At 49.2% G+C, this 14475-nt stretch carries 14 protein-coding genes; 1 reads left to right on the top strand and 13 read right to left on the bottom strand.

What is annotated here, in order from left to right; translation table 11 throughout:
* Positions 1-7: 7 nt before the first annotated feature.
* From PHW04_01270 to PHW04_01280, 3 genes are read right to left on the bottom strand one after another with little or no spacing between them, the layout of a single operon-like run.
* Positions 8-3010, bottom strand: coding sequence for an ATP-binding protein (locus tag PHW04_01270; protein MDD2714501.1), 3003 nt, complete (start codon positions 3008-3010; stop codon positions 8-10).
* The gene (locus tag PHW04_01275; GenBank protein MDD2714502.1) at positions 3007-3963 is read right to left on the bottom strand and encodes an adenylate/guanylate cyclase domain-containing protein; all 957 of its coding nucleotides are present in this window, start codon (positions 3961-3963) and stop codon (positions 3007-3009) included. The genes PHW04_01270 and PHW04_01275 overlap by 4 nt, the downstream gene beginning before the upstream one ends.
* Positions 3963-4370, bottom strand: a complete 408-nt coding sequence (locus PHW04_01280; protein MDD2714503.1) for a response regulator — start codon at positions 4368-4370, stop codon at positions 3963-3965. Before PHW04_01280 ends, PHW04_01275 begins: the two co-directional genes overlap by 1 nt.
* 116 nt (positions 4371-4486) lie before the next feature.
* On the opposite strand from PHW04_01280, the gene murB reads away from it, so the two are divergent.
* Entirely contained in the window at positions 4487-5377 is an 891-nt protein-coding gene (gene murB, locus PHW04_01285) for a UDP-N-acetylmuramate dehydrogenase (protein MDD2714504.1), read from the top strand.
* 28 nt (positions 5378-5405) lie between these two features.
* On the opposite strand, the gene PHW04_01290 is transcribed toward murB, so the two are convergent.
* The 10 genes from PHW04_01290 to PHW04_01335 all read right to left on the bottom strand — a co-directional run bounded on the left by PHW04_01290 (position 5406) and on the right by PHW04_01335 (position 14420).
* On the bottom strand, positions 5406-5864 hold the full coding sequence (locus tag PHW04_01290; GenBank protein ID MDD2714505.1) for a RidA family protein: 459 nt from the start codon (positions 5862-5864) through the stop codon (positions 5406-5408).
* Positions 5865-5913: 49 nt separating this feature from the next.
* A complete protein-coding gene (surE, locus tag PHW04_01295; GenBank protein ID MDD2714506.1) occupies positions 5914-6690 on the bottom strand; it encodes a 5'/3'-nucleotidase SurE in 777 nt (258 codons plus the stop codon).
* A 46-nt stretch (positions 6691-6736) separates the two neighbouring features.
* Positions 6737-6964 (bottom strand): winged helix-turn-helix domain-containing protein, encoded by a 228-nt coding sequence (locus PHW04_01300; GenBank protein MDD2714507.1) that lies wholly within the window; start codon positions 6962-6964, stop codon positions 6737-6739.
* A 149-nt stretch (positions 6965-7113) separates the two neighbouring features.
* Positions 7114-7593: a metallophosphoesterase family protein gene (locus tag PHW04_01305; protein ID MDD2714508.1), complete on the bottom strand. Its 480-nt coding sequence runs from the start codon at positions 7591-7593 to the stop codon at positions 7114-7116.
* A gap of 1 nt (position 7594) precedes the next feature.
* Positions 7595-8050, bottom strand: a complete 456-nt coding sequence (locus tag PHW04_01310) for a PTS sugar transporter subunit IIA (GenBank protein ID MDD2714509.1) — start codon at positions 8048-8050, stop codon at positions 7595-7597.
* Positions 8050-9261 carry a type II secretion system F family protein gene (locus PHW04_01315; GenBank protein MDD2714510.1) on the bottom strand — a complete coding sequence of 404 codons (1212 nt, stop codon included), beginning with the start codon at positions 9259-9261 and terminating at the stop codon, positions 8050-8052. The genes PHW04_01310 and PHW04_01315 overlap by 1 nt, the downstream gene beginning before the upstream one ends.
* A 2-nt stretch (positions 9262-9263) precedes the next feature.
* Positions 9264-10949 (bottom strand): ATPase, T2SS/T4P/T4SS family, encoded by a 1686-nt coding sequence (locus PHW04_01320; protein ID MDD2714511.1) that lies wholly within the window; start codon positions 10947-10949, stop codon positions 9264-9266.
* Positions 10950-11729, bottom strand: coding sequence for a tetratricopeptide repeat protein (locus PHW04_01325; GenBank protein ID MDD2714512.1), 780 nt, complete (start codon positions 11727-11729; stop codon positions 10950-10952). It abuts the gene before it with no gap.
* A gap of 40 nt (positions 11730-11769) precedes the next feature.
* Positions 11770-12567 carry a hypothetical protein gene (locus PHW04_01330; GenBank protein MDD2714513.1) on the bottom strand — a complete coding sequence of 266 codons (798 nt, stop codon included), beginning with the start codon at positions 12565-12567 and terminating at the stop codon, positions 11770-11772.
* A gap of 59 nt (positions 12568-12626) precedes the next feature.
* The gene (locus PHW04_01335; GenBank protein MDD2714514.1) at positions 12627-14420 is read right to left on the bottom strand and encodes a hypothetical protein; all 1794 of its coding nucleotides are present in this window, start codon (positions 14418-14420) and stop codon (positions 12627-12629) included.
* Positions 14421-14475: the final 55 nt, after the last annotated feature.

Below are 14475 nucleotides of genomic sequence, written 5' to 3' on the forward strand. Positions count from 1 at the left end.
ACTGTAATTACTGCCCGATCGGCAGGGTCACAATGAATGTGCTTCCCTGGCCATGCACTGATTCCACCCGGATCGTACCTTTATGCATTTCCACAAGTTTCTTTGTGATGGACAGCCCGAGGCCTGTGCCCTTGACTTTCTTGGTCCTTGATTCAACGATCTGCATGTATTGATCAAAGATCCTGTCCAGCTGCTGCTCAGGAATTCCGACGCCCTGATCGGAAACAGCCAGGGTCGCGTAAAGCCCGTTCCTGTCGGCAGAACCATGGAAACCGCTCCGGAATAACCTGATTTTGATCTCACCCTGTTCGGAATACTTGATGGCATTGCTTAGAAGATTCAAAAGAATCTGGCGCACCCGCTTTTCGTCAGCCCGGATTTCAGGGAGATTTTCTTCGATTTCAGTCAGGAAGTGATATTTCCCTTTCTTTTCAACTGTTTCAAGCATGGCCTGGACTTCCTGGCCGACTGAGACGATGGTTTCGTCCAGCCTGACTTTTTCGATAGTCAGCTGAAATTTGCCTGCTTCGATCTTTGACAGATCAAGGATATCGTTGATCAAACCGAGCAGGTGCCTGCCGCTTCTAAGAATCATCTCCAGAGTCTCCCGCTGCTCCTGATCAAGTTGTGTTTCTCCGACCAGGCCGTCCAGAAACTGCTCGGTAAAGCCGATGATCGAATTCAACGGGGTCCGCAATTCGTGACTCATGGAAGCGAAGAATTCGTCCTTGATTTTACTGACCCGCTGCAGGTCTTCCAGGGTTGCAGCCAGTTCCATCGTGCGGGCTCTGACCTGTTCCTCCATGCCGTTGGAATATTTCTCCAGTTCCTCCATCATGCGGTTGAAAGCCTGTCCCAGGCGTTCAAACTCGTCTCCTGTGTTGACCTGGACCTTTCTGGAATAATCCCGCATGCTCAAGCCGGCAATTCCATCGGACAAAGCCCTGATCGGATTCAGAATCGATTTCCGGATTCCTTTTAAAAGGAGATAAATTACTGCGATAGTGACCAGAAAATACAAAATGATGTTCTGCCAGAACCACTGGTCCAGCAATTCCCTGACTTTGCCTGCAACAATGAAGATCTTCAAGGTACCTAGATATTCCTTTTTCTCGGTGAACAGGCAATCGTAAAACTCATACCAGCCTTTGCGGGTCAGAAATACGTGTCCGCCTTCTCCTGTCTGTCTGAGCCGTTCGTATTTTCGCCTGACAGAGGCAGGTAATTTGATTGATGACAGCTCCTCTGCCTTTACCCTCCCAGGCAGAACGCTGTAATGGTAAATCAGCTGTCCATAAGAATCATAGAAAGTGAATTCCAGGATCGTGGGGTCGTTTTTCACGATGTCCCTGCAGCTGCTGGCCACCTGATCGTAATTTCTGGCCAAAAGATAAAGCATTGTGGTCCTGTTGACAGTGCTGATCAGATACCTTCCTGTCCTGTCCACAAAGCTTTTTTCCAGATCCTGAACCAGTCTGTTCGCTCTGACAAAGCCGGTGAGGAAAGCCAGGGAACAGATCAGAAAAAGGATGCACAGGCGCACGATCAGCTTACTGATCAGCTTGCCGCTCAAAGTCTTCCATTGCAAAAGCATCCGCTTCATGATAAAAAGGACTGCTAAAACCGCGAAAATCTCCAGAAACAGGGCACTCCACGGGATGCCGCTTTCTTCCGGCTTGTCTGGCAGTGCTTCAGCTGGCCCGGCCGGAATTCCAGGTTCTGGTTTCTCTCCAGGGCCGGAAAACAATATGGTGTCAAGCATCAGGTTGGCGTGAAAGGAGTCGCTGCCAGGGCAGCAGCCATACTCTCCTTCTGTGAACAAGGCAAGGAATGGTTTTCCGAAGGCCTTCTTATACTCCATGCCGAGCTGATTAACCTGTTTTTTCTGCTCGAGCAGTATCTGCGAGCCTGCGCAATAAAAGGAAAGTCCGCCGGAAAAGTCACCGCCGATCATGGCCCTGGCGCTGAGCAGGCTTACTCCAGGCCGTTTGACCAGTGCCTGGTCATCAACAGCCATCAGAACCAGCCGTTCACCGACCCGTACAGGGGAGTAAGTATTAAGACTCCCGTCTTTTTCAGGATTTACGGCCAGAACAAAATGCCTGTCAATCCCGTCAGATCCCTTTTTCACCCTGGCCAGCGGGTAATACAACAGATTGTTGAAAATATCTTCCCCATTCCTGATCCGCTCGCTGAATCGGTTATCTGTCCAGAGATTGTAAACATCCACTGCAGGTTTGCCGTCAATTTCACGGATTCTCTGCAGATCAGCTGCAGTGATCAGTCCTTCCGGCCCAGCTACCCTGAAGCCGCTCTGAAAATTAAGACCGATCCGCCTGTCTGTATATACTGCCAGCAAAGCAAGTCCGTCTTTTTCCAGCACGTTTCCATTGAAAAATAAGGCCCCCTGGTTTAGATGAGTGTCACCGCCGAATACAGGCACAGGCCCGAATCTGTCCTTGATCGATTCCAGGATTTCGTTGACATGTTCGTTGTAAAACGAGGCGAGCAGAAACAGCGCCGGTTTTTTATCTGCAGGCAGCTGTTTGAAAGCCTCCGAAGCAGCCAGCAGGGGATCTCCCCTGACAGCCGGAGCTCCGGCAGCGATGAATTCGTGATCATTGCTGCAGAGAGCCAGTAATCCTACCGAATGATCGTTGAAAATCTCCAGAGTGGAATTCATGAAAAATCCTTTTCCAGTAGTAAGACCCCAGACAGGCACACCTGGAAAAACCCTTGAAACTTCTTCGATAATCGGCTTTTTGACGGAAAAATCATTGGTGGCTGCTATAAAGATCACTGCAGTTTTTTTCCCGCCAAGCTCCCTAAGCAATGATTCCGCTGCGATCCGACCGGCTTCGGCCGGATCCTTCACAGCAGATGTCCATCCTTGAAAGAAAGAGTTTTCATTCCCCAGGGAGGTCCCGGAATCAGGAGAAGATCTGCGGTCGACCTGACCGTAAACAGACAGCGTCATGACAAGCAATGAGCAGATCAATAACCTGATCATATCTTTTTTTTCTCGTTTAAAACGAACCACATTTCAATGGGAGAGCGATTTTTAATCTCAACAATCCCTCGTGATTCGCAGTTGAAAGTGTTTTTGACAAGGTCATGGGTGGCTCTGGAAATGTTCACCCTGCCGGGGGAACCGTTACTTTCGCACCTGGATGCGATATTGACCGTATCTCCCCAGATGTCATAGGCAAATTTCGTCTTGCCGATCACGCCTGCCACGACCGGTCCGGTATGGATGCCGATCCTGGCCTCCCAGTAATCACGTCCGGCTCTGGTTTTTTCCTCTTTGGCCAATTTCATGAACTGCTGAAACTCCAGGCCGGCTCTTACGCAGTTTTTCACTTTTTCCAGGCCGTCGCTCTGCAATCCACCGGCGCACATGTATGAGTCGCCGATGGTCTTGATCCGCTCCAATCCGTACCTTGCGCTGATGTTGTCAAACTCCTCGAAGCAGGATTCCAGTTCCCTCACCAGTTCTTCCGGAGACATCCTTTCAGCCATTTTCGTGAAACCCTTCATGTCTGTAAAAAGAACTGTCACCAGATCGTGATATCTGGGAATAGTGGTGTTCGTGGCCTTAAGCTCTTCCGCGACATATTCAGGAAGGATGTTGAGTAATAACCTGTCGGATTTCCGGCGCTCCTCGTCGACCTGCCTGAGCAGCAGTTCCAGCGCGAGGTTACGCTTGACAGCTCCTTCCTCAATCAGATCGAACATCTTATGGATCATGGGAATCACTGTCTGCAGGGATGTTCCGATCTCCTCGGTATACCCCCTTCTGATAAATTCATCCAAAGCGCCGGATTCGCCGAAATACCCTTCTGTCATTTGTTCCAGCGTCAGAAGGATGGTATTGAGATCTGACCTCAATTTTTTATCGATCTCTTTCATGGAGGAGGTTTCGATCTCACCGGGAATCGCAGTATTGAGAATCTTCAGTTCCATCAGACCAGACCCAGCCTCTTCCCGATCAATTCCTTCAATCTCTTGCGGTCAATCGGTTTGGAAATATACTCATCGCAGCCGGCAGCGCGGCATTTTTCCTCGTCCCCTTTCATGGCCTGCGCGGTAATAGCGAGAACAGGAATCGCCTTGAAGTTCGGATCAGCCTTGATCTTTTCAGTGGCAGTCAGTCCGTCCATCACCGGCATATCTACGTCCATCAGCACCAGATCGAACTCATGCAGCAAAAGCAGATCCAGAGCCAGCTGCCCGTTTTCCGCTGAAAGAGTCTTGAAACTCAATCCGGGATAAACAAGCGGCAGCCCCTTCTGCACTTCCCTCTGCAAAACCAGCCTGTTCTGTTCATTATCGTCAACGATCATGATCAGGAATTCCTTTTTCTCGTTCATTTTCACCTTCCAGGTTGTTGATGGCAGAATCATGCCATGCTTTCAGTAAAATTATCTCATTTTTCCTTGAAAAAATCACTAGTGACTCACCACTAATTCTCTGTTAGAATGTCGCCATGAAAGTTTATCAGAATTACCCTGTCGCTCAGCTTACCACCTTCGGACTCGGCGGGAATGCTGAAAAAGTCGTTTTCCCGGAATCTCCGGAAGAACTGGCAGCCTGCGTGGAAAAACTTTCCAGGTCAGGGGAAAATTATTTTCTGCTGGGTAACGGCAGCAACCTGATTTTTCAGGACTGCAGGATCGAAGGCACATTAGTCGTGAACCGCAGCCCTGGCCTGATCAGCGAAGAAGACGACTGCATCAGAGCGGACAGTTCAGTGTCTCTCTCCAATCTGCTGGAATTCTGCCTTGGAAACGGCATTGGCGGGTATGAGTTCCTCTCAGGAATCCCAGGAACAGTAGGCGGAGCGGTGTCCGGCAATGCCGGAGCTTATGGCGATTCAATCGGGAACTTCGTCAGGACGGCAGAACTATACAGCCCTGAGAAAGGCATCTTCCAGGCCGGACAGGGTGATTTCAATTTTGACTACCGGGAAAGCGAAGTCAAGCGGAAAAAGCTCGTGATCACCCGCGTGGCTCTCTCAAAGCCTTCCAGGTCTTCCTCCTGGTGCATCAAGAGCAGAACCGGGGAAATCCTGGCACAGAGGGATTCCAAGCTCCCGCCCCGGGGAACACCCTGCGCAGGCAGCTTCTTCAAGAATGTGCTGCTCCCCGGAGCTGACAGAAGGACTGCCGCAGCCTGGTTTATCGATCAGGCCGGTTGTAAAGGCCTGAGGGTCGGGGGCATTGAAGTCTCGCCTTATCACGCCAATTTCATTGTCAATAAAGGCAACTCCTCTTTTTCAGAGCTTCAGGAACTGGTGCAAATAGTGAAAGAAAGGGTGAGAGATAAATTCAGGATCGAATTGCAGGAAGAAGTGATCTATTACCCGCAGTTACGATAATTTCACGGGCAGGCACAGGGATCTGCCCCTACATCTTTTGTATCTCCACGATCATTGAAATTTCCACAGGGGAATTCTTCGGCAGGCTTGCTACACCTACTGCCACTCGACTATGCTTGCCCGATTCACCGAAGATCCTCTCAAGCAGTTCTGAAGCCGAATTCAATAGATGGCTGTGATCAGTGAAGGAATCGATACAGTTGAAATATCCGCACAAGTGCACCACTCTCTTCACCTGTTCCAGGGCAACTACAGATTTGACGGCAGCCAGGGCGTTCATGAGGCAGATCTCTGCTGCCCGGGAAGCATCTTCTGCCGAACAATCCCTGCCGATCTTACCCTGGCAACCCAATTTTCCCTCAATCATGGGCAGCTGTCCGGAAACAAAAACCAGGTCAGCGGTCCTGACAGCAGGTATGTATGATGCAATCGGTTTGGGTGCTTCAGGAAGCTTAAGTCCCAGCTCCAGAATGCGTTTTTCGATCATGAGATTGCTCCATCAGCTGTCCGGATGATGCTTCCTATCCGGACCAGCACTATTCCTTGAAGTTTGAAGACAGTTTCTCGATCATCCGGTAATCCGTGAAATCCCAGGTTAACGGAGTCAGGGCAACGTATCCGGCCATCACTGCGATGATGTCTGAATTAGGGTCAGGGTCCAGTTTCACCCTCTCCCCTTTCAAATTAAATATTTTTCGTCCTGATTTGTCGATCCCGGATTCATAATTCTCCCGGTAAGTGAAGTTGTTGAGCCTGGTCAGGCGGACTCCCTTGATCTTCTGATCAGGGCAATAGGGAATGTTTATATTGTAGATGTAGCGTTCGACCTTCCATTCTCTGATGATGTCGAGCATTCTGAGGCACCAGTCGACAGCGACTGAATAATCCGCCTTGCGGTCCTCGGTGTCCAGGGAAAAAGCCAGGGCATTGTAACCCATCATATAGGCTTCCATGGCTGCGCCGACTGTTCCTGAATAATGCACGTCAATCCCGGTGTTGATTCCTCTGTTGATACCGGAGATCACAAGGTCGATCGGATCACGGATCAGGGAATCGATGCCCAGTTTAACGCAGTCCACAGGCAGTCCGCCTACACCGTGGCAGGAGGCATGAGGTATTCCAAGATCTTTGCTGTCTGCATGCAGCGGGGAATTCAGGGTCATTCCCCTGGAACAGGCGCTTTTTTCGTCCATCGGGGCTACGATATGAACATGGAAAATCCCGCACAAAGCTTCCGCCAGCTTGCGGATACCCGGAGATCCGATACCGTCGTCATTGGTCAGCAGGATATGCTTTTTCTTTTTTATGGGCACTTAAAAAACTCCAGTTAGCCACGAAGATAGACTTGCAGTCTCTACTTTATTCATGTAAAGATATTTTCATGCGGTAGCGCTTACCCTTGCCTTCCTCCACCAGATTCAACTTTCCTTCCCTGGCAAGCCAGCCCAGCCCCATGGCCACGATCACTCGTTTCATGGGAACAGAATCATCCATCAGCGTATCTTCCAGCTGCTTGAAAGTGACCTCGCCCCGTTCGTGAAGAAATTTCCAGATCTGTCCGGCAACCGGTCCGATAAATGTTTCCATAGAGCCTCCCATATCCCCTCAATTGGTCCGTAATTCTTTAAGATAAAGGCATTAGTGCCCCTTGAGTCTCTAACAAAATGTCAACCCAAGATACAGTGAAAAAAAACATTTTGCAAGAGGCTCATAGCACAAAATCCCGCAATAGTCTTTCAGATGCTGAATCTGTTCGCATAGAATCCCTGGGGTGTAAGTTCCAGAATACCGTATGTCCTGGATGACCACATGGCTGCTCTCCCCAATGATCCCGGATTGAAAAACACGGGATGTGAGGAGTCATCGAACAGATATCTGTGAGTATGGCCGAACAGGCAGATTTCGACTCCCAGCTCCCTTGCCCGCGCTGAAAGTCTGGCGAACCCGAAATGGGTATCCAGATGGTCTGAATGGGTCAATAAAATATTCCTGTCAGCGACGGTGATGACGAGTTCCAGGTCTGAAGCTTGCCGTTTCACTCCATCCATGTTCCCTGGGATGGCATGGGAAGGGATCGGCAGCGAAAAATTCTCAGTCAGGTCATGGGCAAAATCGCCGAGATGGATCACAAGTTCCACCTCTGATTGATGCTTCTCCAGGACCTCTCCCAGAGTCGCGATGTCGCCGTGAGTATCGCTTACAACCAGGATCTTCATCTTAACCCGTGTTCTTTAAAATAAAATAGGCTGTATCGGGATTCTCGGCCATGATCAGGCTTTCACGGACCGCATCGTCTCTCAGCGATGCGGAAAGTTCCCTGATCACCTTGAGATATTTCGTGTCATTATCCGGGGGAGCACTCATCAGGAAGATAAGGTGGACTGGAAGGTTATCGAGTGCCTGAAAATCCCGGCCTTCAGCCGAAATACCGAGAACCATCAGAAAATCACGTGTTTCGAAAGTGCGGCCATGTGGAATCGCTATCCCCATTCCGATACCAGTAGAGGCTTTCCTTTCTCGCTCAAGGATGGCACGGAACAATTTTTTCTGATTGCGGATGAGATTTGTCTTGGGCAAGATAAAATCGATCAGTTCCTGAATCATCCCTTCTTTGGTATCGCTCTCTATTCCGATTTTTATGTGTTCTTTAGGCAGGAATTTCGAAATGTTCATTATTTCACCGTCTTTGTCATATCAAATATCGGCATGAACATGGCCAGGGCGATGAAACCGACCATGCCACCCATCATCACGATCAGGAGCGGTTCGAGCAGCGAGATCATGGTTTCCACTGTCATTTCAACTTCGGATTCGTAGAAATCGGAAGATTTTATCAGCATCTTGGAAAGGCCACCGGTTTTTTCTCCGACCTGGATCATCTTGATGATCATCGGAGGAAATATTTTACAGGGCGCAAGCGAACTGGCCAGCGGGTTTCCTTCCTTGACATCCTGGGCTGCTCTCCGGATATACCCGGCTAAGATCACATTGTCCAGGGTATCTTCGACAATGTCCAGCGCAGTCATGATCGGCACGCCGTTTTCTAAAAGCGTCCCCAGCGTGCGGCAGAATCTGGTGATGGACGTCTTGATGATCAGATCGCCGAACACGGGCATGAACATCTTGAGGCGGGTGAAGAAAAGGTTGCCCGGCTTGGTACGGTTGACGATTTTGTAGCCGATGAAAGTTACGACCAGTATCACAATCAGGCTTTGCCAATGGTTTTGAAGATATCCGGACATTTTGATCAGCATCACAGTCGGCAGAGGCAGATTCGCACCGGCACGTTCGAAGATCTTCACGAACTTCGGGAACACGAAAGTCAACAGGAAAATGACGACTGAAACCGCTACTATCACCATCACTATCGGATAGGCGATCGCGGACTGGATCTGTCCGCGCAGTCTGTGTTCCTTTTCAGTGAAAGCGGCGATCTTTTCCAGGATTTTGTCGAGCATTCCTCCTGTCTCACCGGCCTTGATCAGGCTGATGAACAGCCTGGGGAAAGCTCTGGGATGCTTTTTCATGGCTTCAGACAGCGACTTGCCTGCCAGAACATCCTTGCGGATCTCAGCCAGAATTTTTTTCAGTTTCGGGTTTGTGGACTGGTCTTCGAGCACCTCGAGGCTCTCCAGCAGGGTCACGCCGGAATTAATCAGGTTGGACATCTGCATGTATAGGAATACCAAGTCCTTGGCTCTGATCCTGGCGAGCAACTGTCCGAAATCCATTTTCCAGACATTTTCCTTTTCCTCGCCTACAGCCACAACCAGGTATTTCTTTTCCATCAGCTTGCTGACCACGGAATCCATGTCTGTTCCTTCCATGAATCCGGTAATCAGCTTGCCGCTGGGATCCCTCACTTTATACTGGAACCTTGCCATCTTTATTCCCTCTTGGTGACCCTGAGGACTTCTTCAGCCGTAGTGATCCCCATCAGCATCTTCTTGATTGCAGAAACTCTCAATGTGTCCATCCCGCAACGGACTGCGACTTTCTTGATCTCAGAGGCCGATTCCTTGGCGATGATCATTTTACGGATATCGTCGTTCAGGATCAGCGATTCATGGATACCGGCGCGCCCGGAGTAACCTGTTTTGTTACAGTAAGAGCAGCCTTTGCCCCGGAAAAATTTCCATTCCTTTTCAGGTTTCAGCCCGATCTCCAGTAAAAGTTCCTTGTCAGGCACGAATTCTTCCTTGCAGCGGGTACAGATGCGCCGGGCAAGTCTCTGGGCGATTACAAGGAGCAGGGTCGGAGTGAGCAGATAAGGTTCGATTCCCATCTCGTTGAGACGGACGATCGCCTGTGGGGCGTCGTTGGTGTGGAGAGTGGATAAGACAAGATGTCCGGTCAGAGCTGATTCGATCGCAATCTCTGCTGTCTCCACGTCGCGGATTTCTCCGATCATGATCACGTTCGGGTCCTGTCGGAGTATGGCGCGCAGGGCATTGGCAAAAGTCATCCCGATCTCGGTCTTGGTCTGTACCTGATTTATCAGCGAAATTTTATATTCGATCGGGTTTTCAACTGTGGTGATATTGATGTTTGGCGACTTGATATAGTTCAGTCCCGCATAAAGGGTGGAAGTCTTTCCTGATCCAGTGGGGCCGGTGAGCAGGATGATGCCGTTTGGTTCCTTCAGGCAGCGCTGGAACTGTTTCTGCTGCTCCTCCAGAAATCCCAGCTGGTCGATGCCGATCATGACTGAAGATGTATCCAGAAGCCTCATCACGATCTTTTCCCCCCACGCGGTCGGCAGGGAACTTACGCGGATGTCGATTTCCTTGCCTTCGAATTTGAGGTGCATTCTGCCGTCCTGGGGGAGGCGCTTCTCTGCGATGTCCATGCCAGAGATGATCTTGATGCGCGACAGGATGGCGTTTTTGACATTGTTGGGAACATTTTTCACCTGCTGCAGCACACCGTCGATACGATAGCGGATGCGCAGGTTTTTTTCCTCGGGTTCGACATGGATGTCGCTGGCTTTCTCCTTGACCGCTTCCTTGATTGTCAATTCCACAAACTTGACGATCGGGTTGTCCTGCTCCACATCGTTGACTCCGACGCTTTCTTCCATCTCGGCGGATTTCCCATCATCCTTGGTATCGAATTCATCCACAACCGCGTCCATATCCCTGACCGTGCCATAGTATTTCTGGATAGCTCCCAGGATCTGCTCACGGGTGGAAATCACCATGTCGATCGTATAACCGGTCATATACTGGAGCTGGTCGATCACAAATACGTCCAGAGGGTCGGACATGGCTACAGTAAGATGATTGCCTTCAATGAAGAGTGGGATTATCTCGTGCTTCTGGGCGATCTTGGCAGGCACAAGCTCCAGAACCTTCAAAGTGACCTGATATTCGGTAAGGTTGACTTTGGGCACACCAAGCTGTTTGGACAGTACGGTGAGGATGTCTTCTTCGCTGCAGAACCCCAGATCGGACAGCACAAGGCCCAGGCGCATCTTTTTCACTTTCTGGACCTTGAGGGCCTCTGAAAGCTGTTCCTGGGTGATCAGTCCCTGTTCGATCAGGGCGTCTCCGAGTCTTTTTTTCGGGGGCATTTACTTGGCCTCTTTCACGCAGCTCCAGTATTCTTTCTGAGCTTCGCGATAATTCGGATTTATCCTCAACGCGCTTTCCAGCTCATCGATTGCCTGATCGATCATTCCCAGGTGGTGATAGAGCTTTCCCAGCTGGTAATGGGCATCGGCATGGTGGGGGAACAGATCGGTAACACGCCTGAGATGCCTGATGGCCTCTTTAGCCAATTCCTGATTGCGGTAAATCTGGGCGAGATCGTAATGAACTGAGGAGAGGAAAAGTTCTTCTCTGCGGTTTTTCAGGAAAGACTCAGCTACTACCTTGAAATATGTCATGGCTTTCTTGTAGTCCTCGACTTTCGAGAACAATTCTCCCAGAGCGAAAATAGCGTCAAAATATCGGGGGTTAAGTTTGATGGCCTGTTCGTATTCCGCGAGAGCCCTCTCCAGATCTCCCAGTTGGATAAAAATATCCCCCAGGCTCTTATGCACGTCAGGATAATCCTTACCCTTCTGAAGCAGCTCCTCGAAAATCTCTTTGGCCCTGCTGATCTCGTTGATTTCCAGGTAGGTGTTGGCGAGATTGATTCTGGCCTTAGTGGATTCGGTGTTGTATTTCAGAGATTCCAGAAAATGTTCCAGTGCCAGATTGTATTTCTGGATATTATAAAAACAGTTGGCAATGGTCAGATGCATCTCGTGGTTTTCAGGATTGGATTTCAGCAAAACCTTCAGTTCCTCGATCAGTTCCTCAACCAGACCAGGTGAACAATATGAATCACGCAACAACTTCTCAGGCATGACCTCTCCTAACGTTCTCAAACTATTATCGGTAAATCCATCAATTAAAAAAAAGCCTCTCTTCCTGGAGAATTTTTTCGAAATCACCGGCCCGCTGCTGATTCTGGTTTTCCAGTACCCTGACCTTGGCGATTTTTTCCAGTGATTCCTTTGCAATTCCGGTTTCGTATTCGTACTTCCCGAATTTGTCGATAATCTCCCTGTAGATCAGTTCTGCGAGCGGATAAGCGTGCAGATTCTGCTGGCTGTAACCTTCTTCGAGCATGATGGAAACGAGCATCCGTTCGTCGTCAGACCTCAATCTCCGGGACTGCTGCAGGCTGATCAGAGCGTCCTGGAATTTTTTCAGTCTGTTTTCCAGTACGCCTTTCTGGTAGTAAAGATAGCATAAATCATCAATGTTCTTGACGATCTGCAGGTCCCTGCCCGTAAATTCCAGTGCTTTCTGGTAATCCTTCTGCTTGATGTATTCGAGTGACAGCCTGAAATACACCTGGCTTTTCCGCTCAACCTGAATGCTCTTTGATTCAAGGGCTGTGCTGAAATTCGCGATTGCGTTCTTTGAGTTGTTTTTAGCGCTGTAATAGTTGCCGAGACCGAGGTAGGCAAGATAGAGGTTGTCGTTTCCGGGATAGGTATCGATGAATTCGCGGCAGGTCTTGAAAAGTGAATAATAAGCGCCTATTCCCATGTTTTCCTCAATCCTGGAAACGAATTCCTCAGGCGTCATTTTTCCCCTGGCAGGCTGCTGCCAGAAAAAAACTGAGATGCAGAGAAGCAGAATCACTGCAATTTTGAACATGCTCCGAAGTCTGCGGACTTTTCTTCGCCTTGGCATAATGAGACAATTATAGCATGGAGGAGAGCAATTTGGCAGTTTTTGCTGATTGGGCTTATCTATGGTAAACGATAGCTGTAATTAAGAATCCCGTTGTTTTCCATATAGATCCAGTATCCATGGCCAGGATCAAGTTTACCCAATGTGGAAAAACCGATCGAAGTGCTGTTCATGAATGTCCGGAATCCTTCGCTGCCTCCATCGCCGGTGGTTCGATAGAAGCCCATGATATACTTCACAGATCCGGCAAGCTGGTCAGGGTTGGAATTAAAAATACTGTCAATCACGGTATTTTTATCTGTCATCAATTTAGGAAGGCTGTTCCCGGCAGACAGCCAGTAGCCTGAAAGGTTCCAGCCAGCAGCAACAGTTCTCTGGCTGTATTTCTCTGGAGGAACCCCGGTGACTTCAAGTGTGCTGTCTGAAATCAGATAGACCCAGTAGCCGTGCCAGGTATCCATGGTGAGCAGTGTCGAATAATCTCTCAGATTCTCGATGTTCATGAAGGTTCTGAAACCTTCAGCACCGTCGTCTGCAGGAGTTCGGAAAAAACCCATCACATATTTCAATCCGGAAATTGAATTGAAAATTGTTTCAATGGAATCCGAATCAGGTGTCACACCAAGCGAAATCAGATTCCAGCCGGCTTTCAGGGGAATCGTATTCTTTATCTTCTCAGTGAATACAGTGTATTTCACGCTGCAGTTGAACGAATCGGCAGAATCAGAATAGACGATGTGCCGATTGCCCAGGCCGTCGATTTTCAGGATCCCGTCCCCCCCGTAATAAGTGCGCGGCTGACTTTCCAGAACTTGTGTTTCCCAGGTATCACAGCTCTTTCTGAAAAACTTCAGGTTGTCCGGTGAGGTCGTATAACAAATAAAGCAGGGGATGTCTCCTGGAGCTAGCGCCAGTGAGGGAAATTGTCCGCCGGTAGTGCTGGCTACTTCGATCGACCAGGACCAGCTATCCTCAAAATGTCCAAGCCCGTATTTCAGGCAGTGATTCGTGCTGTCCAGAAATACGACTGCCGGATTCTGCTGGGAATCCAGGGCCAGGGATGAAAATTCACCGACATCATCGCTGGAACTTATTGTGGAACTCAGCCAGGAGGAACCATTGTAAACCGCCAGTTTGAGATCCTTATTTTGAGTGTCATAATAACTGAGATAAGCCTTGGTCCCGGATTGCAGTCTGAATGAGAAATTCAAGCCTGCAGCATCCGCTCCCGTGGCCGTATAAATGCTGCTCCAGGAACCGCCTGTTTTGTTGGCATAAATAACCGAATGCTGAATCGGATCGTAAAAGGCGATGTGCGGCACGTCGTTTTCGTCAAAATCCAGACAGATCCTGGTAGCGCTGTTTACAGATGATTGAGGAATGGTTTCAATGTTGTCCCAGTTCCCGTTGTATTTGACGTATTTCAGATAGTTTTTATTGGAGTCGAAATAAGCTATCCCGGGGTTTCCTTGCGAATCCAGAGCAAGAGCAGTGTTCTTCAATGTGCCTGTCGCCACAAGTGCTACTTCCCATGTGCCGTTGTGATAAGCGGCATAATTAAGAGCAAATTCATTGAGATAGTCAGAAAAAGCGATTCTGGGGTTGCCTGATGCATCCAGGACAAGTGCAGCAAAACTGCCGCTTTCAATGGTTTCGCAGTCCCAGTCCATACCCGGGGACAGACTTCTGGCCAGGGCAGGTATGGTTTTTTGCCGATTCTGAGCGGTTGCAATCGAATGATCAGGAACTGAGGTCTTTGCGGCCTGCAATCGCTTCAAAGGTATTCTGCCGCTGCCTGCCTGGCTCAAGTTTAATAAAATGAAAATCGAAATTATGCTGAAAAATTTTTTCATATCAAAATATTATGCTGCTTACTCGAGTTTGGCAAATTCGGGTTCCGGATTCGGG

Source organism: Candidatus Wallbacteria bacterium, from assembly GCA_028687545.1.
In the GTDB taxonomy this organism is placed as follows: Bacteria; Muiribacteriota; JAQTZZ01; order JAQTZZ01; family JAQTZZ01; genus JAQTZZ01.